The sequence below is a fragment of the Pseudomonas sp. CFBP 13727 genome, assembly GCF_014841915.1.
GTDB classification, from domain to species: Bacteria; Pseudomonadota; Gammaproteobacteria; order Pseudomonadales; family Pseudomonadaceae; genus Aquipseudomonas; species Aquipseudomonas baltica.
Genome location: NZ_JACYUT010000001.1, coordinates 538,666 through 562,593, shown reverse-complemented (window position 1 = coordinate 562,593; position 23,928 = coordinate 538,666). Strand labels below are relative to the sequence as shown.

The 23,928-nt window shown below is 63.9% G+C and carries 20 protein-coding genes; 15 read left to right on the top strand and 5 right to left on the bottom strand.

Going from position 1 to position 23,928, the window contains the following annotated elements; genetic code table 11:
• Positions 1-46: 46 nt before the first annotated feature.
• Entirely contained in the window at positions 47-1,564 is a 1,518-nt protein-coding gene (locus IFT76_RS02425; RefSeq protein ID WP_342365561.1) for an MFS transporter, read from the bottom strand.
• A gap of 104 nt (positions 1,565-1,668) precedes the next feature.
• Here IFT76_RS02425 and IFT76_RS02420 point away from each other — a divergent pair, with 104 nt between their 5' ends.
• From IFT76_RS02420 to IFT76_RS02380, 9 genes are all read left to right on the top strand, one after another.
• Complete coding sequence (locus IFT76_RS02420; protein ID WP_192057306.1) at positions 1,669-2,721, top strand: LacI family DNA-binding transcriptional regulator; 1,053 nt, start codon at positions 1,669-1,671, stop codon at positions 2,719-2,721.
• An 817-nt stretch (positions 2,722-3,538) separates the two neighbouring features.
• A complete protein-coding gene (gene gmd, locus IFT76_RS02415; RefSeq protein WP_192057305.1) occupies positions 3,539-4,570 on the top strand; it encodes a GDP-mannose 4,6-dehydratase in 1,032 nt (343 codons plus the stop codon).
• Between the two features lie 43 nt (positions 4,571-4,613).
• Positions 4,614-5,768, top strand: a complete 1,155-nt coding sequence (locus IFT76_RS02410; protein ID WP_192054401.1) for an outer membrane beta-barrel protein — start codon at positions 4,614-4,616, stop codon at positions 5,766-5,768.
• Between the two features lie 26 nt (positions 5,769-5,794).
• Positions 5,795-6,301 carry a polysaccharide biosynthesis/export family protein gene (locus IFT76_RS02405; RefSeq protein ID WP_122478517.1) on the top strand — a complete coding sequence of 169 codons (507 nt, stop codon included), beginning with the start codon at positions 5,795-5,797 and terminating at the stop codon, positions 6,299-6,301.
• Position 6,302: 1 nt separating this feature from the next.
• The gene (locus tag IFT76_RS02400; protein ID WP_122478515.1) at positions 6,303-8,525 is read left to right on the top strand and encodes a GumC family protein; all 2,223 of its coding nucleotides are present in this window, start codon (positions 6,303-6,305) and stop codon (positions 8,523-8,525) included.
• A 114-nt stretch (positions 8,526-8,639) separates the two neighbouring features.
• Positions 8,640-10,034 (top strand): undecaprenyl-phosphate glucose phosphotransferase, encoded by a 1,395-nt coding sequence (locus IFT76_RS02395; protein WP_122478513.1) that lies wholly within the window; start codon positions 8,640-8,642, stop codon positions 10,032-10,034.
• A 14-nt stretch (positions 10,035-10,048) separates the two neighbouring features.
• On the top strand, positions 10,049-11,407 hold the full coding sequence (locus IFT76_RS02390) for a lipopolysaccharide biosynthesis protein (RefSeq protein ID WP_192057304.1): 1,359 nt from the start codon (positions 10,049-10,051) through the stop codon (positions 11,405-11,407).
• Positions 11,404-12,351, top strand: coding sequence for a glycosyltransferase family 2 protein (locus IFT76_RS02385; protein WP_122478509.1), 948 nt, complete (start codon positions 11,404-11,406; stop codon positions 12,349-12,351). Before IFT76_RS02390 ends, IFT76_RS02385 begins: the two co-directional genes overlap by 4 nt.
• A 28-nt stretch (positions 12,352-12,379) precedes the next feature.
• The gene (locus IFT76_RS02380; RefSeq protein WP_122478508.1) at positions 12,380-13,663 is read left to right on the top strand and encodes a hypothetical protein; all 1,284 of its coding nucleotides are present in this window, start codon (positions 12,380-12,382) and stop codon (positions 13,661-13,663) included.
• Here IFT76_RS02380 and IFT76_RS02375 read toward each other — a convergent pair.
• The gene (locus IFT76_RS02375; RefSeq protein WP_342214323.1) at positions 13,647-14,696 is read right to left on the bottom strand and encodes a glycoside hydrolase family 5 protein; all 1,050 of its coding nucleotides are present in this window, start codon (positions 14,694-14,696) and stop codon (positions 13,647-13,649) included. The two genes, IFT76_RS02380 and IFT76_RS02375, sit on opposite strands and share 17 nt — an antisense overlap.
• 181 nt (positions 14,697-14,877) lie before the next feature.
• Between IFT76_RS02375 and IFT76_RS02370 the strand changes: the two genes are divergently transcribed.
• Positions 14,878-15,612, top strand: a complete 735-nt coding sequence (locus IFT76_RS02370) for a WecB/TagA/CpsF family glycosyltransferase (protein ID WP_122478503.1) — start codon at positions 14,878-14,880, stop codon at positions 15,610-15,612.
• 67 nt (positions 15,613-15,679) lie between these two features.
• Here the strand turns inward: IFT76_RS02370 and IFT76_RS02365 are convergent, their stop codons facing one another.
• The 3 genes from IFT76_RS02365 to IFT76_RS02355 all read right to left on the bottom strand — a co-directional run bounded on the left by IFT76_RS02365 (position 15,680) and on the right by IFT76_RS02355 (position 17,621).
• Positions 15,680-15,892, bottom strand: coding sequence for a hypothetical protein (locus IFT76_RS02365; RefSeq protein ID WP_185793556.1), 213 nt, complete (start codon positions 15,890-15,892; stop codon positions 15,680-15,682).
• A 93-nt stretch (positions 15,893-15,985) separates the two neighbouring features.
• Positions 15,986-16,660: a histidine phosphatase family protein gene (locus IFT76_RS02360; protein WP_122478499.1), complete on the bottom strand. Its 675-nt coding sequence runs from the start codon at positions 16,658-16,660 to the stop codon at positions 15,986-15,988.
• A gap of 184 nt (positions 16,661-16,844) precedes the next feature.
• A complete protein-coding gene (locus IFT76_RS02355) occupies positions 16,845-17,621 on the bottom strand; it encodes an IclR family transcriptional regulator (RefSeq protein WP_192057303.1) in 777 nt (258 codons plus the stop codon).
• 130 nt (positions 17,622-17,751) lie between these two features.
• Between IFT76_RS02355 and IFT76_RS02350 the strand changes: the two genes are divergently transcribed.
• The 5 genes from IFT76_RS02350 to dld all read left to right on the top strand — a co-directional run bounded on the left by IFT76_RS02350 (position 17,752) and on the right by dld (position 23,881).
• Positions 17,752-19,275, top strand: coding sequence for an MFS transporter (locus IFT76_RS02350; protein WP_342345278.1), 1,524 nt, complete (start codon positions 17,752-17,754; stop codon positions 19,273-19,275).
• 8 nt (positions 19,276-19,283) lie between these two features.
• Positions 19,284-20,312 carry an HlyD family secretion protein gene (locus IFT76_RS02345; RefSeq protein WP_244646840.1) on the top strand — a complete coding sequence of 343 codons (1,029 nt, stop codon included), beginning with the start codon at positions 19,284-19,286 and terminating at the stop codon, positions 20,310-20,312.
• A gap of 1 nt (position 20,313) precedes the next feature.
• Positions 20,314-21,720 (top strand): efflux transporter outer membrane subunit, encoded by a 1,407-nt coding sequence (locus tag IFT76_RS02340; RefSeq protein ID WP_192054411.1) that lies wholly within the window; start codon positions 20,314-20,316, stop codon positions 21,718-21,720.
• Positions 21,721-21,785: 65 nt separating this feature from the next.
• Positions 21,786-22,202, top strand: a complete 417-nt coding sequence (locus IFT76_RS02335; RefSeq protein ID WP_192054413.1) for a RidA family protein — start codon at positions 21,786-21,788, stop codon at positions 22,200-22,202.
• Positions 22,199-23,881, top strand: a complete 1,683-nt coding sequence (gene dld / locus IFT76_RS02330; RefSeq protein WP_192057301.1) for a D-lactate dehydrogenase — start codon at positions 22,199-22,201, stop codon at positions 23,879-23,881. The genes IFT76_RS02335 and dld overlap by 4 nt, the downstream gene beginning before the upstream one ends.
• Positions 23,882-23,928: the final 47 nt, after the last annotated feature.

Genomic DNA, 23,928 nt, shown 5'->3' with positions numbered 1-23,928 from the left:
AGTGCGCCTGCAGAAATTCACCTGGACCGACGAACGCCCTTGCCGATCACGCCGCTTGGCTGTGGGTGTGCCCATGGCGATGCAGCGCCACCCAGATCACTACACTGAGAACCCCGATCAAGGTCGCTGCCGATCCCAGCACCAGGTTGTGCGAAGTGCTGAACGCGGCTTGGCCAGCGGCGACCAGCTCGGCAGCCTGCGGGCCACCCAGCACCTTCGCCGCGCTCATGGTTTCACCGATCGAATGCCGGGCGGTCTCCGCGATTGCCGGGGGTAGCCCTTCAGGCAGCTGGATGGAGCGGGTGTAGCCGCTGCCCAGGACGATACCGAACCCGGTGATGCCCAGCCCTGTGCCCAGGTCATAGCTGGTGGCTTCGAGCGCGCCGGCCGAGCCGGCCTTGTGCGGCGGTGTACTGCTCATGATCGCCACCGACGATGCCGTCAGGCCAATGCTCAGGGACAGACCCAGCACCACCAGCAGGCCGATCACGGCCCATCCGCTGTGGTGCAGGTCAGCCATGGCCAGCCCTGCCAGGCTGGCGCTGGCAGCAGCCAGCGACAGACTGCCGACCCAGCGCAGGCCAATGGCACGCAACAGCAGACCCGCCATGGGCCCGCCGACCGCCGAGGCGATCATCAACGGCAAGAGGAACATGCCGGCCTGGAGCGGTGTCTGGCCGAGCACGAATTGCAGCTCCTGGGCCAGCATCAATTCGACCCCGGCCAGGGCGCCCATCACCACCAATGCCATGACCACGCCTGCGCTGATCGCCGGTGAGCGGAACAGGCTGAGGTCGAGCATGGGGCGTGCGGCGTGCAATTGCTTGTGCCCGAACCAGCCCAGCATGGTCAGGCCGATCAGTGCCGAGGCGCTGGTGACGAACACCGAGCTGCCGGGCTTGAACCCGGACTTGAGCGCATAGACAGTGGCCATGATACCCAGCATCAGGATCAATGCCTGGCCGATGGTCCAGTTGCCGTCGCCGGTGATGGAGGTGCGCGGCACATGCTTGAGCACCAGCGGCATCACCACCAGCATCACCGGCACATTGACCAGAAACACCGCGCCCCACCAGAAATGCTCGAGCAGGGCGCCGCCCACCAATGGCCCGATGGCCGCACCTGCCGAGCCGGTGGCACCCCAGACGCCCAGCGCCAGGGCCCGCTCGCGCTCGTCGTCGAAGGTTTGGCGGATGATCGCCAACGTGCAGGGAATGATCATCGCCGAGCCGAAGGCCATGAACGCCCGAGCGGCGATCAGAGTGGCCACGCTGGGCGAGAACGCCGCAAGCACCGAGCCGAGGCTGAAGATGCACAACCCGGTGATCAACAGCTGGCGATGGCCGATCCGATCGGCGAGGGTACCCATGGGGATCAGCAGGCTGGCCATGATCAACGGGTAGATATCGATGATCCACAGCACCTCGGTGCCAGTGGCCTGCAGCGCCAGGGTCAGCGAGGGGACCGCCACGTGCAGGATGGTCACGTCCAGCACCACGGGCAGAAACACCATCATGACCGCGACCAGTACCCACCAGCGTTTTGCAGATTGAGACGACGACACGGGACTTCCTTGAATTATCGAACGGGCCGCAGGTGCGGCGGCCCGGCACGCGCTGATACCATCACGCCATTGTTCCTGAAGCAAGCTGAGGCACGCGGCACACCATGACGGCAAAGCAACCGGGCAGCAAGGGACGCAGTACCCGCGGTATCACCTTGGTGGATGTCGCGCGTCTGGCCGGTGTGGCGCCGATGACCGTCTCGCGTTATCTGAACGCGCCGGATGCGGTGCGCGAGGAAACCCGGCTGAAGATTCAGCAGGCCATCGTCCAGACCGGCTACGTGCAGAACCGCCTGGCCAGCTCCCTGGCGAGCAATCGCAGCCGCCTGGTCGCCGTGGTTCTGCCGATGGTCACCAACCCGCTGTTCTCCGACACCTTCCAGGCGATCAACGAACGCCTGATGCAGGCAGGCTACCAGGTGCTGCTCGGCGTTTCCGGTTATCAGAGCGAACAGGAGCAGCATCTGCTCGACGTCATCCTCAGTCGACGCCCCGACGGCATCATCCTCACCGGCACCCTGCACACCCAGGCCAGTCGCGCGCGCTTGCGTGCCGCGGCTGTACCCGTGGTGGAGACCTGGGACCTGACCGACGACCCCATCGACATGCTGGTGGGCTTTTCCCATGAACGCGTGGGCAGCGAGGTCGCGCAACGCCTGCTGCGACTGGGCTACCGTCGATTTGCCCTGCTGGCGGTGGACGATCCGCGTGGATTGCGCCGTGCCCAGAGTCTGCTCGATGCTCTCACCCAGGCCGGCATCGGCGATGTTCAGCAGCAGATTTTCGCCGGCTTGCCGACCCTGGAGCAGGGGCGACGCGGGCTCGCTGCGCTGCTTGAGAACGATTGGCCAACCCCGCAGACGCCACCCTTGATGGTGGTCTGTACCTCCGACACCCTCGCTCATGGCGTGCTCACCGAAGCGGCTGCGCGTGGCTTGCCGGTGCCCGAGCGACTGGGTGTGATGGGCTTTGGCGACATGAACTTCGCCAGCCATACCTTTCCGGCCTTGTCCACGGTGCGCATCGACGGTGCGCAATTGGGTGCCTGTGCGGCTGACCTGTTGCTGCGCCGTCTGCAGCAGCCCGAGCAGGTTGCCGAGATCGTCGATATCGGCTTCTCCCTCATCGAGCGACAGAGCACTCGCGCCGTGTTCTGATTCAACACCGCTGGAAGTCTTCTGCGTCTGCCGAAGCGACCGAAACCGATTTGAAGGAGTGGTTTCAGTAACGTACCCACGGTGCCTGGCCTTGGCACAGCGCTGCGCCCGCAAGTCAAGGCCCGTGCCGATGCACTGATCCATGAGGCCCGTTGAGTCGGTTTACTGGCGTTTGTGTCTCCGCCAACGGTCAGGGTCCCGGCGGTATGGCCGCAAACCTGTTTCGCGTGCGTTGCACAGTGTTCCGTGGCCGATAGGTGCAGCCCTCGGCCACCGGGGGCTGTAGCGTGTCGGTCGTCGGGCGGTGGGCAATTTCGCCAATGAACCGTCGCTTTGCGCTGGCGATCTGCCATACACTGTCGCCATGAGCTTCATTGACGCCAATAAAATTGACGAATTGGGCCTGCAGATATTTGGCGCCATCAATCCAGTTTGCATAAGCAACTGATTTATAAGTACTTTCTAAAAAAATACAGCTCTGATAATTTATTTACATGCGGGTGATAGCACTCGGCTTGCACTGCCGGACTTCTGCCACCTAGTATCACCTCGCCTTACCGATGCCGCCCCAGAGTCGGCACTGACAAACAGCGACCTGTGGGTCGCACGAGATCGCCAATGCCTGGGTCACTCCGATTCGTTTCAGCGCCTTTGAGGACTAAACGAGAGGTGTACCTGTTTTTTTTGCTCCGATGCTGCGTTTAAACGACGTCCGGACTGAACCTTGTCGCAATAGCTTGTCCAAGGTCAGCTTCGCAGGATGTGCCGTTGGCGTTGCACCGGTCGTTGTTGCTTACCAAAGACTCTGGAGATTTGCATGAAAGCGATTGTCACCGGTGTAACCGGCCAGGATGGAGCGTATCTGACGCAGCTGTTGCTGGAGAAAGGCTACACCGTCTACGGTACCTACCGCCGCACCAGTTCGGTGAATTTCTGGCGCCTGGAAGAGCTGGGTGTCGCTGGCCACGCCAACCTGCACCTGGTCGAGTACGACCTGACCGACCTGTCGGCCAGCATTCGCCTGCTGCAGAACACCGAAGCCACCGAGGTCTACAACCTTGCGGCACAGAGTTTCGTCGGCGTGTCGTTCGACCAGCCGTTGACTACCGCCGAGATCACCGGAGTAGGGGTGGTCAACCTGCTCGAAGCGATCCGCATCGTCAATCCGAAGATCCGCTTCTACCAGGCGTCCACCTCGGAGATGTTCGGCAAAGTGCAGGCGATCCCGCAGATCGAAAGCACGCCGTTCTATCCGCGCAGCCCGTACGGTGTCGCCAAGCTCTACGCCCACTGGATGACCATCAATTACCGCGAATCCTACGGGCTGTTCGCCACCAGCGGCATCCTCTTCAACCACGAGTCGCCGCTGCGCGGCCGTGAGTTCGTGACCCGCAAGATCACCGACAGCGTGGCCAAGATCAAGCTCGGCAAGCTCGACGTGCTCGAACTGGGCAACCTCGACGCCAAGCGCGACTGGGGTTTCGCCAAGGAATACGTGGAAGGCATGTGGCGCATGCTGCAGGCCGACGAACCCGACACCTTCGTGCTGGCAACCAACCGTACCGAAACCGTGCGTGATTTCGTCAGCATGGCGTTCAAAGCGGTGGATATCCGCCTGGACTGGTCGGGCAAGGATGATGCGGAATGCGGCACCTGCCGCGCGACCGGCAAGGTGCTGGTCAAGGTCAACCCGATGTTTCACCGTCCGGCCGAAGTCGATTTGTTGATCGGTGATCCGGCCAAGGCGCGCGAGATACTGGGCTGGCAGCCGCAGACCAGTCTCGAGGAGCTTTGCCGAATGATGGTCGAGGCAGATCTGCGACGCAACGAAATCGGCTTTTCTTTCTAGGCGCCCTTGGCGTCTACCCCGAATCACGGCAGTGGGAATGGATATGAATAAACAACAGTGGATGGCATGCCTGGCGCTGGCGCCTTGGCCCTTGAGCGCTTGGGCGTTGGAACCGGCAAAAGTCGAGCTTGGTCCCGTGAACTTCACTCCGACTTTGGAGATAAGCGAACGCTACGACGACAACTTTCGTGCAGTGGATCGCAATGAGGACGCGTCGTGGATCACCTCGGTCAAGCCGACCCTGTTGTTTACCCGCGAAACCCGCAACACCGGCTACAAGTTCCAGTATTCGGCCGACAGCCAGACCTACCTGGACCACGCCGACGCCAGTCACATCGACCACGATGCCGAGCTGAGCGGCGTGTGGGCCTTCGATTCGCGCAATCGTCTGGACGCCATTCTCGACTACAAGCGTGGTGAAGAAACCGTCGATTCCGCCGACGAGCGCGAAAACGACAAGTACACCCGTCAGGGCGGTCGCCTGAAGTACACCTTTGGCGCACTCAGCGCCATGAACCAGATCGAACTGGGCGGTGGCTATCGTCAGCAGCGCTATCGCAATGCCGACGGCATCAACGATGACAAGGAATACGACGCTACCAGCGTCAGCGGTACCTGGTTCCATCGCCTGGGCGGCAGCACCCGCGCCCTGGTCGAGCTGAACCATGTCGACTACGACTACCTGGACTTCGATCGTCGCAACAGCAAGGGCAACCGCGTGCTGTTCGGTATCGACCGCGATGTCACCGCCAAGCTCAGCGGTACCGCCCGCCTGGGTTACGAGCGCAAGGATTTCGAAAGCTCGCAGAGCAACGACTACGGCAGCGGCACCTGGGAAGTGGGCATGGACTACAAACCACGCACCTATTCCACCATCTCGGTGAACATGCGCCGCGCCTTCGACGAAGGTGACGACGGTGCCAACACCGTGCACGTGACCAGCAGCCGCCTGGGCTGGCGCCACAGCTGGTCGTCGTTCTTCGCCACCGACGTCAACTATCGCTATGCAGATCGCGAGTACCTGGGCACGGGCGGTCGCGACGACAAGCAGAACGCCGCCGGCGCCGAGATCATCTACACCGCCAGCCGCTGGGCCGAGGTTGGCCTGGGCTACAGCCGCGTCGACAACAACTCGAACGTGAACAGCGAAGACTACGTTCGCAACATCTACCTGCTCAGCCTCAAGCTGTCCCTGTGAACTCAACCCAAAGGGGAGAAGCCACCATGTTCAAGCATGCATTGATTGTCGTACTGGCACTGTTCAGCCTGGGAGCCCAGGCCGATGCCTACAAACTCGCTTCGGGCGATGTCATCCGGGTGTCCGTACTGGGTGAACCCGATCTGACCAACGAGGAAGTCCACCTCAACGATTCCGGTACCTTTTCCTACCCCTTTCTCGGCAACGTGAAAGCCCTGGGCAAGACCACCGACGAGATCGAACGCGTCATCACCAAGGGTCTGAGCGGTGATTACCTCAAAGATCCGAAAGTGACCGTGAGCGTGGTCGAATACCGCCCCTTCTATATTGGCGGCGAAGTCAAGGCACCGGGTGGGTATCCCTACAAGCCGGGCCTGACCATGGACCGTGCCATCGCGCTGGCCGGCGGCCTGACCGAGCGTGCTTCGGTCAACCGCATCAACATCAATCGCGGCGGCAGTGCCAAAGCGGCCCAGTTGGCAACACCGGTAGAACCGGGCGACACCATCACCATTGACCAGGGGTTCTTCTGACATGAGCCAGATTGCCGTAAGAAACAGCCAGGGCGTTGCTCCCTGGCAGGCTGTGCCCGCGTCAGAAGAACGCGATGCGCTGGATTCGCGCAAACTGTGGCGCACGCTGTGGCGTCGCCGCGGCATGATCCTCGGCGTGTTCGCGGTAGGCACCGCCGCCGCCGTGATCTACGCGCTGAACATGACCCCGACCTATCGCTCCGTTGCCACTCTGGTCATCGAGCCCAGCGGTAACCAGGTCATCACGTTCCAGCAGACGCCGGACCGTCCCGATCCCAACAGCGATTACCTGCAGACCCAGATGGGCCTGATCCAGAGTCGCGAAGTGGCCGAGCGCGCCGTGCGCGAGCTCGACCTGTCGCACCACGAGGAACTGGACCCACGGCAGAAGCAGTCGCGCCTGGCCAAGATCAAGGCCCAGCTGTCCAACTGGCATGCCGACTGGTTCCCGCAGAGCTGGCATCAGGAGCTCAACTACACCGAGCAGCAGGCGTTCAACAGCGCCGTGATGGAACTGCGTCAGCGCACCAGCGTGACCGTCGTGGGCAAGAGCCACCTGGTCAGCATCGGCGTGACCATGGCCGATGCCGAAACCGGCGCGGCCACCGCCAACGCCTTGGCCCAGGGTTACCTGGCCAGCCGGCAGAACTCGCAGCAGCAGGAATCGCTGACCGCCAGCCGCTGGATGAACACCCGCATGGTCGAGCTGCGCACCCAGCTGCAGCAGGCTGAAAGCAAGTTGCAGGCTTATCGCGATGGCCAGGGCCTGGTCGATGTCGGCGGCGTGGCTACCATCACTGCCAACGAACTGGCTCGTACCAGCGACCGTCTGGTCGACGCACGCCGCGAACGTGCCGATGCCCAGAGCCAGTACCGTCAGGTGCAGGGTCTGTTGGCCCGCGGTGGCAACCTGGACCTGTCCAGCGTGCCTGCGGTCATCAACAACCCGGTGATCCAGCAGTTCCAGGCCGTGGCCGCTACTGCCCAGGCGCGGGTCGACGAGTACAGCCAGCGCTACGGCGACAAGCATCCGCAGATGGTTGCCGCACGCTCCGAACTGCAAGCCGCCCAGGCCAGCCTGCGCAGCCAGGTCAGCCAGGTCGTCGCCGGTCTGCAGCACAACTACCAGTTGGCGCAGGACAACGAGAACTCGTTGCGCTCCTCGTTCAACACCAACAAGCAGGAAATCCAGGACATCTCCCGCAAGGAGTTCGCCCTGCGTGAACTGCAGCGCGATGTCGACAGCAACCGTGACGTGTACAACACGTTCATGACCAAGCTGCGCGAAACCATGGCGACTGCCGACCTGGTCTCGGGCAATGCCCGCGTGGTCGACCCTGCCATTGCACCGCTGTTCCCGACCACGCCGCGCAAGGCCATTCTGGTAGTGCTGGCCGCGCTGCTGTCGCTGATCGCCGGTTGCGCCATTGCCCTGCTGCGTGAAGCCTTGAACAACAGCTTCAAGAACAGCGCCGACGTCGAGCGTGCCCTGCAGCTGCCGGTACTGAGCGTGGTGCCGTTGCTCAAGCGCCGCAACCGTTCGCGCATCCACCGCCAGTTCGAGCGCAACGACGACGCGGCATTCGCCGAAGCCGTACGTACCCTGCGCACCGGCGTGATGCTCAACGACGACGATGTACGTCGCAAGACCCTGGTCCTGACCTCGACCACTCCGGGCGAAGGCAAGACCACCCTGGCGATCAACCTGGCCGGTGCCATGGCCCGCGTCGAACGCGTGCTGTTGGTGGAAGCCGACCTGCGCCGTCCGAAAGTGGCCACCAACCTGGGCCTGGACGCTCAGCACATCGGCCTGGCCGAGTTGCTGGCGGGCAAGGCGGGCGTCGATGACTGCCTGCAGACCATCGGTAGCCTGGACGTGATCTGCGCCGGTGAAATGCCCTACAACCCACAGGAACTGCTGGCCAGCACGCGCATGCAGACCTTCCTGGAGTGGGCACGCCACCGCTACGACCGCGTGATTCTGGACACCCCGGCCAGCCAGTCGGTGAGTGACGCAGCACTGCTGTGCGGCATGGCCGATTCGGTGATCTACGTGATCAAGTCCGAAGCCACCAGCATGCCGCTCGTGCGCAAGAGCATCGGTCAGCTGTTGCAGACCGGCGCGCCGATCACCGGTGTGGTCCTCAACCAGGTGTCGCGTCCCGAACCCGGTCAGCGTCGCGACCACTACTATGACTACCTGCCGGCAGCCCCGGCCCAGTAAACCTTTCCGACCTTGCAGCCGCGCCGCTCTCCCTTCGGGGTGAGCCGTGCGCACGGCTGGTCGCGTTACGGAAAATGCCCAACCACGCCGCACTTGTCTGCAGAGGATACATCTATGATTGCGCCTCGCTTGCACCCGATGGTAAATCGTCGGGGCCTGACGTTCTGGACCATGTGGCTCGCGGGTGCCACGCTGGCATGCGCGCTGACATTCAGTGTCCTGTACGCACACTTCAACGAATTCCCGCCCCAGTATCGGGTCCTGATGATGATCGGGGTTCTTGCTTCGGTCCCCGTCTACAGTTTCCTGCACGTTTACCACAAGCGCCTGAACTACCTGAGCGGCCTGTTGCGCCTGCTCGGCGGCTGGCTGACCCTGGTCGCCGCCCTGGCCGTGGTCATCTGGCTCAGTGGCAGCCCGCAGACGCTGGCGCCCGGCATGGCCGTCAAGCTGATCGCCTACGGTTTCCTGGCCCAGGCGGCAACGTTCATCCCGCTGCGCTTCCTGCTCAACCGCCACAACCAGCGCCTGAAGAACGAGCGCAAGGCCGTGATCATCGGCGCCGGTGAACTGGCCGGCAAGCTGGCGCGCCAGCTCAAGCCGCGGGTACCGGTGCTGGGCGTGATCGCGCCGGACGCCGAAGTCGATGCCGACTGGGTACCAGTGCCTGGCGTGCCGCACCTGGGCGGTTTCGACGAACTGCGCGACATCGTTCAGCGCGAGCAAGTGCGTCGGGTGTACATCGCCCTGCCACTGGATCGCATGGTGCAGATCGAATCGATCTACGTCGACCTGCTCGACCTGGCGGTGGACGTGGTCTGGGTGCCGGACTTCGGCAGCATGATGCTGCTCAACCAGTCGATCTCGCAGATCGAGCAGTTCCCGGCCATCTACCTCAACGAAACCCCGCTGAGCTCACACCCTGCTGCGGCCATGGCCAAGGACCTGATCGACCGCAGCCTGGCGCTGCTGGCGATCATCGCCCTGGCACCGGTACTGATCAGCTGCGCAGTGGCGGTCAAGCTGTCCTCGCCAGGCCCGGTGTTCTTCCGCCAGGGCCGCGACGGCTGCAACGGCACCGTGATTCACGTCTACAAGTTCCGTTCGATGCGCATGCACGACGACCAGGAAGTGAAGCAGGCCACCCGCAACGATTCGCGCGTGACCCGCGTCGGTGCATTCCTGCGTCGTTCTTCGCTCGACGAGCTGCCACAGTTGATCAACGTGCTGCGCGGCGAAATGGCCCTGGTCGGCCCGCGTCCACACGCCATCGCCCACAACCATTACTACTGCGACAAATTGATGGCCTACATGGCACGTCATCGCATCAAGCCAGGCATCACCGGCCTGGCCCAGGTCAGCGGCTTCCGTGGCGAAACCGATACCCTGGACAAGATGCAGGGGCGCCTGGAGCGTGACCTGGCCTACATCAATCACTGGTCGTTGTGGCTGGACATCAAGATCCTGATCAAGACCCCGTTCACCCTGTTCTCACGGAACATCTATTGAGCCCGGAGGCTGGGATGGAACACGACTTGAGCCAGGGGCCGACACCGGCCCCCGGCCTCATTCAGCAGTTGCGCCAGAACCGCATGGTGCGCAATCTGGCGACCGCGCTCGGCGGCTCGGCCGGCGCGCAGCTGATCAACCTCGCACTGATCCCGGTGATCATGCGTATCTACGGCCCCGAAGCGTTCGGGGTGGTGGGTACCTTCCTCAGCCTGACGATCATTCTGATCCCGGCGTGCAGCCTGACCTGGTCGATGGCCATCGTCCTGCCGCAGACCCACCGCGACGCCAGCGGACTGGCCAAGCTGGCGACCGTGGTCGCCTTGCTGGTTTCCATACTGGTTGCCGGCGTGCTGTTGTGGTGGGGGCCGATGCTGGCCGAGCGCTGGAACCTGTCACTGCTCACCCCGTACCTGATGCTGCTACCGCTGGTGATGTTCAGCTCGGCGGTGCTCGAAGTGCTGCAGCAGTGGCTCTACCGCCATGGACGCTATCGCCTGACCGCCCGAGCCGCCACCAGCCATGCGCTGGTGTACAACGGCATGCGCAGTGTCGGCGGCCTGTTCAACAACAGCGCAACCATGCTGGTGGTCACCAGCGCCCTGTACTACGTGGTGCACAGCCTGCTGATCCTGATCGGCATGGCCATGAGCAAACCGGCCCCGGCCGAGGTTGCCGAAACCAACGAAGCGCCGCGCAAGACCTTGCGCCAACTGGCCAGCGAATACCGCGACTTCCCACTTTTCCGTGCCCCGCAGGTGTTGATCAACGCCTTGTCGGTGCACATGCCCACACTGGTACTGGCCTCGCTGTTCGGCGCCATACCGGCCGGCTATTTCGCCCTGTGCCTGCAAGTGCTGGCAATGCCCAGCAACTTCATCGGCAAGGCCATGGGCAGCGTCTTCTACCCGCGCATCGCCGCCGCCGTCCATGCGCGTGAAGCGGTGGTCGGCCTGCTGCTCAAGGGCGTCGGCGCGATGACGGCGATCGGCTCGGCGGGTTTCCTGATCCTGGTCATTGCCGGGCCCTGGCTGTTCACCGTGGCCTTCGGTGCCCAGTGGCACGAAGCGGGCGAATACGCGCGCTGGCTGGCCCTGGCGGAATTGGCCCGGTTCGCGGCGATGCCGTGCGAAGTAGCCATCCCGGCCTTGCGCCTGCAGGCCTACTTCCTGGGCTTCGAAGTCTTCGCGACTTCGCTGCGCTTCGGCGCGGTGGCCCTGGGCGCCTTCTGGGGCGGCTCGGCCCTGGCGGTGGTGATGGCCATCGCGGCAGCAAACATTTTCATCTATCTGGCGATGCTGTCGATCGTCGTATTCAAGGCGCGTGCCTGGCAGAACCGCCAGCGTGGCACTCTACAGGAGGCTGAAGCATGACCAGATCCAATAATGACGTATGCGCGATCATCCTCAACTGGAATGGCGCCGATACCACCATCGACTGCATCCGTGCTCTGGACGCGCACTGCCGCGTTCCGGTCGTGGTGATCGACAACGATTCCAAAGACGACAGCGTGTCGCGCCTGCAGCAGTTCCTCAACGATTCGACCGGCCCGGACGTACGGGTGATCGACGAGCGCGCCGCCGGCAGCTATGACACGCCCCATGAGCGCGTCTTGATCGTCAACGAAGGCAACCACGGCTACGCCGGCGGCAACAACGTGGGCATCGACTACGCGATACGCGCAGGCTATCGCTACATCTGGCTGCTCAACAACGATGTGACCGTCGAGGCCGGTGCGCTGGAAGCGCTGCGCGATACCCTGGAGCAGTCGCCCAAATGCGGCTTCTCGGCTTCCGTGCTGGTGTATTCGGACCGGCCACAGGTGGTCCAGTGCGTGGGTGGCGGAATGCTCTTCCCCTGGCTGGGCAAGACCAAGCTGATGGGCAAGAACCTGGATCGCACGCAACTGGCCACAGCCGGGCTGCCCGAGCCCGACTACCTGATGGGCGCCAGCCTGATGGTACGTCGCGAGGTGATCGAAGAGGTCGGCATGATGGACCACCGCTACTTCATGTATTCCGAAGAAGTGGACTGGGAACGTCGCGCCGCCGCCGTGGGCTGGCATGGTCGTGTCGCTCTGAACAGCTTCGCTCGCCATGGCGACAGCGGCAGCACCCGTGGCCGCAGCCACATGTTCCACTTCTACCGCAACCGCGCGGCCATCATGTACAACAAGCGCTTTCATTCGACCGCGTGCACCTTCGTCTCGGCGATCGCGCTGGGCGCGATCACCGTGCTGCAGAACCGCGGCAGTGCCAAGAACATCAAGTTCGGCATCAAGGGCATCACCGAGGGCTTGGCGTTCAAATGGCGCTGAGTGATCTATCGTCCACGAGGTAACGGACATGCTCCAGGCTTTGTTCAATCCGCGCACGTTGCTGTGCCTGCTGGTGGTGGTCAACTCCGGCTTCGTTTTCCTGACCGACAACAAGCTGGCGGGGCTGCCGTACCTGCGTGAGCTGTACCTGGCCGGTGTGGTGGGCGCAGCGGTGTTGTTGCTGGCCATGTGGCAACGCCCGTGGCAGTCACGGGCCAGTATGTGGATCCTGTTCATGGGCGTGGCCCTGCCGGTGATGTCCGCACTGTTCTCCTGGTATCACTTCGAGCAGCCACTGTTCTACGGCCTGCTCGAAGAGCGCCGCAACTTCCTCTACCTGCTGTTCTTCCCGGCCTTGTACCTGATGTTGAAGGCGCAACCGACCCAGGAGCAGCTCGAGCGCTATTTCCTGATCGGTGGCCTGGCGTGCGTGGCGGTAGGCTTCCTCTACTACTTCAAGATCGTCCCGGAAAACGCCGCCGTGGCGTTCAACGTCGACGAGAAGGACTACGGCCTCAACCCGTTGCGTCCGGATCGCTTCAGCATTGGCGGGTCGTATGTGTCGCTGTGCGCGATGATGCTGATGTACCGCCTGCGCCGTCGTATCGAATTGGTCCCGGTGCTGTTGCTCGGCCTGTTCGCCGCCTACCTGTGGCTGGTTCTGCAGACGCGTAACACGATGCTGGTGTGGACCCTGGCGGCGCTGTGGATCTTCCGTGCGCACCTGCATGTGCTGGTCAAGCTGGGCCTGGCAATGATCGTGGTGGGCGGAATCGCCTACATGGTGATGCCGGCGCCGTTCGAAGCGCAGTACGAGCGACTGATGGCCCTGGTGCAGGAAGCGACCGAGCCGGGTGGGGTGCGTGCCGATACCACGGCGATCATTCTGCGTGACACCGCGGCGAACTGGTACGTAGGGATGGGGGCGTTGTCGCTGCAGTGGCAGGGCGGGTTCTCGCGCCTGTACAGCTCGTACTTCTACCTGTCGGACGTGGGCTTGCTGGGCGTGCTGTATCGCTACGGCTTCATCATGCCGCTGATCATCCTGGTGTACTTCGTCGGATTCTGGAGAATCAGCCGTCAGTGCCGCAACAAAGGCGACCTGCTGGCTGCCTTCGTCCTGGACATGTGCTTCAACCTGATCAATCTGTTCCTGTCGCCCGCCATGATGTACGACGGCAACATCGCAGCGCTCGCGGTTGCGGCATTCGTCTATTACGGTCAGGTGAGGGTGCCGGCATCGCAACCGGCCGATCGTCCCTTGGAACGACCGGCCGGCCCTGTGGGCCTGGCGATCAGGTCGGGCCGATAGCCTTGCACTTCGGCTCTTTCAGGTACCTGCCCATGACCGACCATTGAGGACGGGCCTTGCCGTTGATCGGCTCGACCGCCATGAAGTAGCCACCCCAGTAAGGGCCGCTCGACCAGTAGGTGAGCGGCATGCACTGCAGGGCCAGGTACTTGTGCAGCCGCTCGGCCGCGTCCAGCCAGCGGGGGTCATTGTCAGGGACGCCGAACTCGCCGATGTGGCCTTTCTTGCCATTGCGCTTGAGCCACTCGACGAAGGGCTTGGCTCGGTTTACCCCGATATCCGGATCCCATTTGCCGGAAATTCGATTCTTGTAGTTACCACTGCCGTCTGGATCGATGTAGATATGCGCGGAAAAGATCAGCTTGTTCGACGGGTCCTTGAGTTTGAGCAGCTCGTCGTTATAGTGCGGCCAGCGTTCGGCACTGGCCCACGAGCGGCCCTCGACGTAGATCGGACGAGTCTTGTCGATGCTCCGTATGGCGTCGATACCAGCCTGCGCCGCAGTCGGCCAGATGGCGTCGGATTCGTCGTGCGGCTCGTTCATCAGGTCGTAGCCGGCCAGCGCACTGTAGGGGCTCCAGCGGCGGGCCATCTGAGTCATGAGGTTCTTGTAGTGAGCCACGGTGACTTCCTTGGTGCCGATGATCTTGCCGCGGTAGCGCCCGTAGTTGTGCACGTCGAGGATCACTTGCATGTTCGCCTGTGCAGCCTGCACCAGCATCTTGTCGATCAACTTGGCATAGGTGGGGTCGAATGCCCCACCCAGCGTGGGTTGCAGGCGCTCCCACTTGAGCGGAAAACGCACGCTTTGAATGCCGCGACGCTTCCAGTTGGCAAAGAAACCTTCGCGCGGAAAGAAATAATGCGTACCTTCCACGCCCGGAAACGCATTCTCGGAGAACTCTGCCCCCGATACGTTGATCTGAACCATCGGCACATCCGCGAATGCGGCGCCAGAGCCCAGCACCAGCGCCATCGACATCGCCGCACTCAACAGTGCACGACGAGGACGAGACGGGTGGAGTTGAGGCACGAAAGGTACTGCGCGCCCGGAATCTGCACGTGAATACAACCTTTTGCTGTTCATTGGCTCAGCCTATGGATGGAAACCAGTCAATTACCATGCTTCAGACGAATAAGCCGAATCGTCCAAGCTCCCGCAGCCTTTCTATGGCGCTGCATTAACGCATTCTAGAACTGATAGGACGGCCTGGATGAAAGTTTTTGGAATAGATTTCTACAAAGGTGACCAAACGCACTTGATCCGTGCCATCAAGGGCGACGTGAACAAGCCGTTTGGCTACGTGGTTACCGCCAACGTGAACCACGTTGTGCTGCTTGAAAACGACTCGGTTTTCCGCAATGCCTATGACGCGGCGGCCTACCGGGTCTGCGACAGCCGCGTACTGATGCCCGTGCTGCGCAAGTTCGACGCCGGTGTGCCCGAAGCCATCCCAGGAAGCACCCTGACCGTGTCGGTGATGGATGAAGCCCAGCGTGAAGGCTGGACCGTGACGGTCGTCGGCTCGACCACCGATGTGCTGCAGGTGCTGGCCCAGCGCTACCCGGCGGTGACGTTCCTGCACTACAACCCGCCGATGGGCTTCATCGATAACCCTGCAGAAGTGGAGGCCACCCTGCAGTTCGTCGAACAGCATCGGGCGCAGCTGGTGATCATGTCGGTCGGTTCGCCGCGCCAGGAACTGCTGTGCAAGATGATCGCCGACCGCGGCCTGGCCCACGGCGTAGGCCTGTGCACGGGCGCAGCGCTGAACTTCCTGTCGGGCAAGGTGCAACGCGCGCCGATGTGGGTGCAGAAGCTGTCACTGGAGTGGCTGCACCGCATCCTCAGCGAGCCGCGTCGCCTGGCCGGGCGCTATTGGCACGACGGACGGCGTATCGTGCCGATCATCGCGCGGCAGTATTCCCAGCAGCGCCAGAAGCCCTGAAAATCACAAAGCCACCCTAGGGTGGCTTTGTCGTTGTGCATTCCGGGGTTTTGCCTACGGCGGGCGCTCAGCGCTTGCCCATGGAGCGGCGCGTGCCGTTCGGCGCGCGGCCTGGGGTCTTGTCGTGGTTGGACTTGCCGGCGCCGGGGTAGCGAGCCGCTTCCTTGGCCGCGAAAGCACCGGGCTTGAACGGGAAGGTGAACGCCGGGACCGCTGCCTGGCTGTCGAGCTCGGCGTCCTGGACGAGCGGATCGGCATCGGGATGTTGACTGACAGGCATGGTGACTCCGGGGCAAGCGCGTTGAAAGGGAGGGGCAGTATACCCGAGCCTCCCTTGCAGCGCTTGGTGCCACTCACACGGCCCTGGCCGGTGTCAGACCGGGCAAGCCGTATGGCCGTTGTCCAGACCCTGCTTGACGTTGCGCGAGAGCAGGCTGGCCTTGCCGTCGTGCCAGGTCAGGGTCAGCACGTAGAGTGAGTCGAAATCGCCGGATTCCCAGTCGTCGGTGATGTTCATTTTCTGGCCCACGGCGCGGCCGGCCACTTCGTTGATCAGTTCCGGTAGGTAGCCGTGCGACCAGGCGGTGTAGATGACGGCATTGTGGTACTTGTCGCGCATCAGTTCCTTGGCCAGATCCTGGGTGTCGTTGGCGCCGTATTCGATGTTCACCGGCAGGCCGAGCTTGATCGCACTGGGGCTGATGGTCATCAGCGGGCGCAGGTAGCTGTAGGATTCGTCGTTCTCGCCTTCCTCAACGTGCCGGCCAGGGTCGGCGGCGAACACGAAATCGGCATTGCCGAACCGTTGTGGCAGCACCTCGGCCAGGTTCAGTGCGCGGTTGAGGCCCTGACAGTTGAGCTGGCCGAGGCCACCGGCGGGTTTCTCGGCGTGGCGCAGGAACACCAGGGTCTGCGTGCCATCCACTGGAGCCGCACGGCTGTCGCTGATTTCGAAGGCCAGGAAGGAACAGGTACCGGCCAACAGCATGGCGGGCAATGCGTAGTAGTAGCGTTTCAACTGCCGGGCACAGTTGCTCAAAGTTTTCATAGGATGGGTCTTGAACTCTCTTTGGGTTAGCTGACACACCCGTCCAATGCGTGCTGCGAGCAGCCGCCTGGGTCTCCCTGTCTTTGTTTTTCCTGCCTGTTATCCTGTGGCAGGGGCGACTCTCTGAGTGTCATGTTGCCTTTAGGTTCGGCACTTGTGCCAATCAAGATAGTGGCATTTTGTTTCAAATTGACGACGTCTCGCCTGTGCGCAGGCCTGCGCCCAGAGCACGCGTCAAGGCTTGGCGGGTATCGAACAACGCCTGGCGAAACACCTCATGCTGCGCCTCGACCCTCCATACCGGACCTACCAGCGCCAGGGCGTACTGACCTTGCGAGGTCTGCAGGGCCACGGCCACGGCACCAACGCCCATCATGTGCTCATTGGCGTCGCAGGCATAGTCCCGCGCGCGGACCTCAGCCAATTGTTCAAGCAATTGCGGCAGGTCTGGCGTGCTGGGCGTCAGCGGCTCGAGCACCGGGCCGAGCAGTTGCACGACGGCTTCGTCGCTCATCTTGGCCAGCAATGCCTTGCCCCCCGAGGTCGCGTAGACGCTGAGGAAACTCCCGGAGGAGGGCGCGACACGCAGCGGCTGCGGCGACACCACCGAGTGCAGCAGCATCAGGTGGGTGCCGTTGCGGTTGACCAGTACCGAGGTTTCTCCGGTGCGCTCGGTCAGTGCCTCCATATAGGGGCGGACCTGCTGGATGATGTCGACATGGCTGTTGGAGGCCAGGCGCATCAATGCCGGGCCCAGGCACACGCCGCCGGCGCCGTGCACCTTGAGCAGCTCTTCGTGGGCCAGGGCGTCGACCAGCCGCTGCACCGTGGAGCGGGGTAGCTCGATGCGCTTGGCGATTGCGCCCAGGCTCAAGCCGTCGGGTTCGCTTTCGAGGCAGCGCAGGATAGCCGCTGCCCGGGAAATGACTTGAATACCGTTGCGATCGTTGTCGCTGCTCATGCAATTTGCCTTTTGTATCGCTGTTCGGTACAGTGTATCGCATAAGTTACCAAGCCAACAGGTTAACCAGCCAACAGGTTACCGAGCCAACAGTCAGTCTGTCGTTGGTTGCCGCCAGCAGGATTTCTTTGTGTCCCCACCTTCACCCCCAGCCCCGACCCCTTTCGGCGGGCGCCTGGCACTCGGCCTGATCGGCGTATTGATCGCCGCGCTGACGTCCGGCATCAATGACCGTGTCACCGACATAACCCTGGCCGACCTGCTGGGCATCTACGGTTTCGGCCACGATGAAGGCAGTTGGGTCAGTTCTGCCTATGCGGCCGCCGAGGTCTCGGCGATGCTGCTGGCGCCCTGGCTGGCGGTAACGTTTTCGCTGCGCCGCTTCGCCATCGTGGTCACCGTGGCCTTCGCCGGTTTCGGCGCACTGTGCCCGTTCGCGCCCAACCTGGAAAGCCTGCTGCTGTTGCGCGTGCTTCAGGGCCTCGCCGGCGGGGCGCTGCCGCCGCTGCTGATGACCGCCGCGCTGCGTTTCCTGCCGTGGCACATCAAGTTGTACGGGCTGTCGGCCTATGCGCTTACCGCCACCTTCGGGCCGAACCTGGCGATGCCGCTTGCCGCGCTGTGGACCGAGGGCGGTGACTGGCGCATGGTGTTCTGGCAGATCATTCCAGCGTGCCTCATCGGCGCCGCCTGCATTGCCTATGGCCTGCCCCAGGATCCCTTGCGCCTGGAGCGCTTCAAGCAGGCCGACTGGCGCGGTGCCTTGCTCGGGACCGCGGGCATCAGCATGCTGATCATCGGCCTGACCCAGGGCGAGCGGCTCGACTGGCTCGACTCGCCGTTGATTGCCTTGCTGCTGATCGGCGCCGGCGTCTGCCTGCCGCTGTTCCTGCTCAACGAGTGGTTCCACCCGCTGCCACTGTTCAAGCTGCAGTTGCTGGGCCGGCGCAACTTCGCCTTTGGCATCACCACGCTGTGCCTGTTCCTGTTCGTCGGCATGGCCGGCAGCGCGATTCCGGCAGGCTACCTGACCCACATCCAGGGCTATCGGCCGCTGCAGACCATGCCCACCGCGCTGTGCATCGCCTTGCCGCAGCTGCTCGTCGCGCCACTGGTGGCGTTCGTCATCAACCGCAACTGGGTGGATTCGCGCTATGTGATGGCGGCCGGTTTCGGCCTGCTGACCCTGGCCCTGCTGGGCGGCTCGCAGATCACCGCTGAATGGATCCGCGACGACTTCTATCTGTTGCAGGCCCTGCACACGTTCGGCCAGCCGATGGTGGTGGTGCCGTTGCTGATGATTGCCACCGGCGTGATTCATCCGCTGGAGGGCCCGTTCGCCTCGTCCATGGTCAACACCCTGCGCGGGCTGTCTTCGGTGGTGGCCGGCGTGGTGCTGGAGAATTTCGTCACCGCCCGCGAGCACCTGCATTCCAACACCTTGCTCGACCAGCTCGGCAACAGCTACCAGAGCCTGATGCCGCTCTACGGCGAACCGGCCGCCGAGATGGCCGGTCGGGTGCGCGCGCAAGCGTTCGTGCTCAGCTACAGCGACGCGTTCCTCGCGCTGCTGGCCTTCATCGCCGTGCTGCTGGTGGTGTTGGTAACCCTGCCCAAACGCGCCTATCCACCGCAACCCCCGGTACCGTCATGAAATCCGTTATGAACAACCGAACCGCTGTATCCCTCATCGGCGCCGCCATCCTCGTCTGCGCGGCCTATGGCCTTTATCACGTGCTGCACAGCGATGGTGTGCAGCGCACCGACGATGCCTACATCCGCGCCGACTCGGTGCTGGTGGCGCCACGTGTGGCCGGGGTGGTCACCGAGGTGCTGGTGCAGGACAACCAATCGGTCCAGGCCGGGCAGTTGCTCGCGCGTCTGGACGAGCGCGACTACGCGGCATCGGTCGCGGCCGCCCACGCCAATGTCAGTGCCGCACAGGCACAGGTGAAGAATCTGCGCGCCAGTATCGAGCGTCAGGCGGCCGTGATCGACCAGGCCAGCGCCGCGACCCGTGCCACTGCCGCTTCGCTGAAGTTTGCCCAGGCCAACGCCCAGCGCTACCGCAACCTGTCCCAGGCCGGCGCCGGCACCCAGGAAGAGCGGCAGAAGGCCGAGGCCGAACTGCAGGGCTGGGAAGCCTCGCGCGACCGCGATGCGGCCTCGCGGGTCGCGGCCCAGCGCACCCTGGACGTGCTCAAGGCCGAACTGGAAGTGGCCGAGGCAGCAGTGGACAAGGACCGCTCGGCGTTGCAGCAGGCCGAGCTGAACCTGTCGTACACGCAGATCCTGGCACCCGCCGATGGCATGATCGGCCAGCGTTCGGTGCGTGTGGGCGCCTACGTCGCGCCCGGCCGACCCCTGCTGGCACTGGTGCCGCTGCACCAGGCGTTCGTGGTCGCCAACTTCCGCGAAACCCAGTTGGCGCACATGCACGCCAGGCAGCGTGTGGACATTCGTGTCGACAGCATTCCCGACCAGGTTTTCCGCGGCCATATCGACAGCGTGGCACCGGCCACCGGCCTGTCGTTCGCGCCGATCAGCCCGGACAACGCTACCGGCAACTTCACCAAGGTGGTGCAGCGCATCCCGGTCAAGGTGGTGTTCGAGGCCGACCAACCGCACCTTGACCGTCTGCGGGTGGGCCTGTCGGTGGTCGCGTCGGTCGATACCACCCAGGAGCCCTGAAATGAAACGTGCATTGCTGGTTCTAGCCTTGAGCAGCCTGGGCGCCTGCAGCGTCGGCCCGGACTTCCAGCGTCCTCGGGCAGCGTTGCCAACCCAGTGGCAGGACAGCGCCGGGACGCGCGCCGATGCGGCGCTGGACGCCGCCTGGTGGCAGCAGCTGGGCGACCCGCAACTGACCGCGCTGGTCACCCGCGCGGCCAAGGCCAACCTGGACATCCGCTCGGCGAGCAACCGCGTGCAGCAAAGCCAGGCCCTGCGCCAGGTCAGCGGCAGCCAGCAATTGCCCGGGCTCAGCGCGCGTGGCGGCTACCAGCGCGAGCGCAACAGTGGCGAGGGGTTGAACGATCCGTCCGGCCAGAACGGCCGGGCGCCTTTCGAACTGTGGAGCGGGGCGCTCGACGCCAGCTGGGAAGTGGACCTGTGGGGCCATGTCCAGCGCAGCGTGGAGATGGCCGAGGCCGACGTCCAGTTCAGCCAGGCCGAGCGCGATGCGGTCGGCTTGAGTATCGCGGCGCGCACCGCCACCGACTACATCCGCCTGCGTGGCGTGCAGGCGCGCCTGGCGGTGGCGCGGCAGAACCTGGACATCGCCCGGCAAAGCCAGCGCCTGACGCAGACCCGGTACGACAACGGCGTCACCACCAACCTGGACACCGCCAACGCCGCCGCACTGGTGGCAACCATCGAAGCCTCGCTGCCGATGCTGCAGGCGCAACAGGACCGCTTGATCAACGCCCTGAGCTACTTGCTGGCGGAGCCGCCCCGGGCCCTGGCCGACGAACTGCGCACCCCGCAGGCCATTCCCAACCCCGCCCCGGACGTGCCCATGGGGGTGCCCTCGGAGCTGGCGCGGCGCCGGCCCGACATCCAGCGCAGCGAAGCCGCCCTGCATCGCGCCACGGCAGCCATCGGCGTGGCCAAGGCGGATTTCTATCCGCGGGTCAGCCTGGGCGCCAGCTTCGGTTTTCAGGCGCTGGCCGGCTCGGACCTGGGCGGCTGGGATTCGCGCAGCTGGTCGTTCGGCCCCAGCCTGTACCTGCCGATCTTCCAGGGCGGGCGACTGACCGGCACCCTCGAGCTGCGCGAGCACCAGCAGCAGCAAGCGGCGCTGGACTACCAACGAGTGGTGCTGGCGGCCTGGCACGAGGTCGACGATGCCATGAGCGACTATGCCGCCGAACAGCAGCACCACGCGGCGCTGGGCGAGGCAGTGCGGCAGAACACCGTGGCCCTGGGCACTGCCCGCGACCGTTACAACCAGGGCGCCACCGACTTCATCAACGTACTGGGTGTACAGCGCGCGCTGCTGGCCACGCAAACCCAGCTGGTCGACAGCGCCACCGCGGCGGCGATCGACCGTGTGCGTCTGTATCGGGCCCTTGGCGGAGGATGGCCGAAAGACGCCTGAAGAAGCCGCGATGTGCCCGGCCAGCCGTGCTAGGGTAAGGTCTGTCAGCCAACAGGAGCCTGCCCATGCCCGACCTCGCCCCGTTCACGCTCAGCAACCCGCCCGGCCTTTTCGACCCGGCGCCCTATGGCTACTCCCATGTGGCCGAGGTCGCCGCTGGCAGCAAGTTGCTGTTCATCGCAGGCCAGGGCGGTGAAAGCCTGGACAGCAGCATCTCCCCGGACTTCCAGCTGCAGGCCGGGCAGGCCCTGGCCAACCTGCGCACCGCACTGGCCTCGGTCGGTGCCGATTATTGCCATGTCGCCAAGCTGACCGTGCTGGTGGTCGATCACGACCACGAGCGCCTGGCCATCTGGAGCGACACCCTGCGCGAGGCGTGGGGTGGCGAAATGACCCCTGCCTGCACGTTGATCCCGGTGCCGCGCCTGGCCCTGGACGGCATGCTCATCGAAGTCGATGCCGTCGCGGTGGTGCCGCAATGAGCGAGTTGATCAGCGCCCTGCGCGGCATCGTCGGCGCCACCCACGTGCTGACCGAGTCGGCCGAGACCGAACGCTTCCGCCAGGGCTTCCGCTTCGGCAGCGGCAACGCACTGGCCGTGGTCCGCCCCGGCTCGCTGCTGGAGCAGTGGCAGGTGGTCAAGGCCTGCGTGGCGGCGGACGTGATCGTCATCATGCAGGCGGCCAACACCGGCCTGACCGGGGGCTCCACCCCCGATGGCGGCTACGACCGCGAAGTGGTGATCATCAGTACCCTGCGCATGCGCACGGTGCATGTGATCGAAGAAGGCCGTCAGGTCATCTGTTTTCCCGGTTCCACACTCGACCAGCTGGAAAAGGTTCTCAAGCCGCTGGGCCGCGAGCCCCATTCGGTGATCGGTTCTTCGTGCATCGGGGCTTCGGTATTCGGCGGTGTCTGCAACAATTCCGGTGGCTCGCTGGTGCGCCGCGGCCCGGCCTATACGCAGATGGCCGTGTATGCCCAGCTCGGTGCGGACGGCACCTTGCAGCTGGTCAACCACCTGGGCGTCGAACTGGGCGACACGCCCGAGCAGATTCTGGGCAACCTCGACGCCCAGCGCTACACCGCAACCGACATCAAGGCCGATGCCGGGCTCGGTTCCGACCATGGCTATGCCGCCTATGTGCGCGAGGTCGACGCGCCTACCCCGGCGCGCTTCAACGCCGACCACCAACGCCTGCACGAGGCCAGCGGCAGTGCCGGCAAGCTGGCGGTGTTCGCCGTGCGCCTGGACACCTTCGCCGCCGAGCGCGACACCGCCGTGTTCTACATCGGCAGCAACGACACCGCCGACCTCACGCAGATTCGCCGGCACATGCTCGAGCAGTTCGACGAACTGCCCATTGCCGGCGAGTACATGCATCGCGACGCCTACGACGTGGCTGCCGAGTACGGCAAGGACACCTTCCTGATGATCCATCACCTGGGCACGCAGCGCCTGCCCAGGATGTTTGCCCTCAAGAGCCGCGCCGACACCTTTCTCAAGCGTTTTCCCTGGCTGCGCGCCAACCTCGCCGACCGGGTCCTGCAGGTCGCCGCGCGCTGCTTCCCCGATCACCTGCCACCGCGCATCCGCGATTTCCGGCAGCGTTACGAGCATTACCTGATGCTCAAGGTGTCAGCCGGCTCGGTGGCACCGACCCAGAAGCTGCTCGAAGGATTGTTCGCCGGGCGCGAGGGAGACTTCTTCCGCTGTACCGCAGAGGAGGGCAGCAAGGCCTTCCTGCATCGGTTTGCCGCTGCCGGTGCGGCGGTTCGCTACCGCGCGGTGCATGACCGCGAGGTGGAGGACATCGTGGCCCTGGACATCGCCCTGGCGCGCAACGATCGACAGTGGTTCGAGACGCTGCCCGACGACATCGAGCAGCAGATGATCGTCAAGCTGTACTACGGGCATTTCTTCTGCCACGTGTTCCACCAGGACTACATCCTGCGCAAGGGCAGTGATTGCCTGGCGGTGGAGCATCGCATGTGGGCACTGCTCGACGAGCGCGGCGCCGAGTACCCCGCAGAGCACAACGTCGGCCATCTGTACCCGGCCAAGCCGGCGCTCAAGGCGTTCTACCAGCAGCTGGACCCTTGCAACGCGTTCAACCCGGGTGTCGGCCAGACGTCCAAATGTCGCCACTGGCACGAATGATAGAGCGGGCAATCCGAGATTGTGCACGACCCTGTAGGAGCGGTCCG

What these genes read in the sequence shown, in the direction of transcription:
- IFT76_RS02340 (WP_192054411.1), top strand. Translation starts at nt 20,314, where the DNA reads ATGAAACGTGCATTGCTGGTTCTAGCCTTGAGCAGCCTGGGCGCCTGC.
- IFT76_RS02400 (WP_122478515.1), top strand. Translation starts at nt 6,303, where the DNA reads ATGAGCCAGATTGCCGTAAGAAACAGCCAGGGCGTTGCTCCCTGGCAG.
- IFT76_RS02355 (WP_192057303.1), bottom strand. Translation starts at nt 17,621, where the DNA reads ATGAGCAGCGACAACGATCGCAACGGTATTCAAGTCATTTCCCGGGCA.
- IFT76_RS02345 (WP_244646840.1), top strand. Translation starts at nt 19,284, where the DNA reads ATGAACAACCGAACCGCTGTATCCCTCATCGGCGCCGCCATCCTCGTC.
- gmd (WP_192057305.1), top strand. Translation starts at nt 3,539, where the DNA reads ATGAAAGCGATTGTCACCGGTGTAACCGGCCAGGATGGAGCGTATCTG.
- IFT76_RS02420 (WP_192057306.1), top strand. Translation starts at nt 1,669, where the DNA reads ATGACGGCAAAGCAACCGGGCAGCAAGGGACGCAGTACCCGCGGTATC.
- IFT76_RS02385 (WP_122478509.1), top strand. Translation starts at nt 11,404, where the DNA reads ATGACCAGATCCAATAATGACGTATGCGCGATCATCCTCAACTGGAAT.
- IFT76_RS02365 (WP_185793556.1), bottom strand. Translation starts at nt 15,892, where the DNA reads ATGCCTGTCAGTCAACATCCCGATGCCGATCCGCTCGTCCAGGACGCC.
- IFT76_RS02390 (WP_192057304.1), top strand. Translation starts at nt 10,049, where the DNA reads ATGGAACACGACTTGAGCCAGGGGCCGACACCGGCCCCCGGCCTCATT.
- dld (WP_192057301.1), top strand. Translation starts at nt 22,199, where the DNA reads ATGAGCGAGTTGATCAGCGCCCTGCGCGGCATCGTCGGCGCCACCCAC.
- IFT76_RS02370 (WP_122478503.1), top strand. Translation starts at nt 14,878, where the DNA reads ATGAAAGTTTTTGGAATAGATTTCTACAAAGGTGACCAAACGCACTTG.
- IFT76_RS02335 (WP_192054413.1), top strand. Translation starts at nt 21,786, where the DNA reads ATGCCCGACCTCGCCCCGTTCACGCTCAGCAACCCGCCCGGCCTTTTC.
- IFT76_RS02360 (WP_122478499.1), bottom strand. Translation starts at nt 16,660, where the DNA reads ATGAAAACTTTGAGCAACTGTGCCCGGCAGTTGAAACGCTACTACTAC.
- IFT76_RS02410 (WP_192054401.1), top strand. Translation starts at nt 4,614, where the DNA reads ATGAATAAACAACAGTGGATGGCATGCCTGGCGCTGGCGCCTTGGCCC.
- IFT76_RS02395 (WP_122478513.1), top strand. Translation starts at nt 8,640, where the DNA reads ATGATTGCGCCTCGCTTGCACCCGATGGTAAATCGTCGGGGCCTGACG.
- IFT76_RS02380 (WP_122478508.1), top strand. Translation starts at nt 12,380, where the DNA reads ATGCTCCAGGCTTTGTTCAATCCGCGCACGTTGCTGTGCCTGCTGGTG.
- IFT76_RS02405 (WP_122478517.1), top strand. Translation starts at nt 5,795, where the DNA reads ATGTTCAAGCATGCATTGATTGTCGTACTGGCACTGTTCAGCCTGGGA.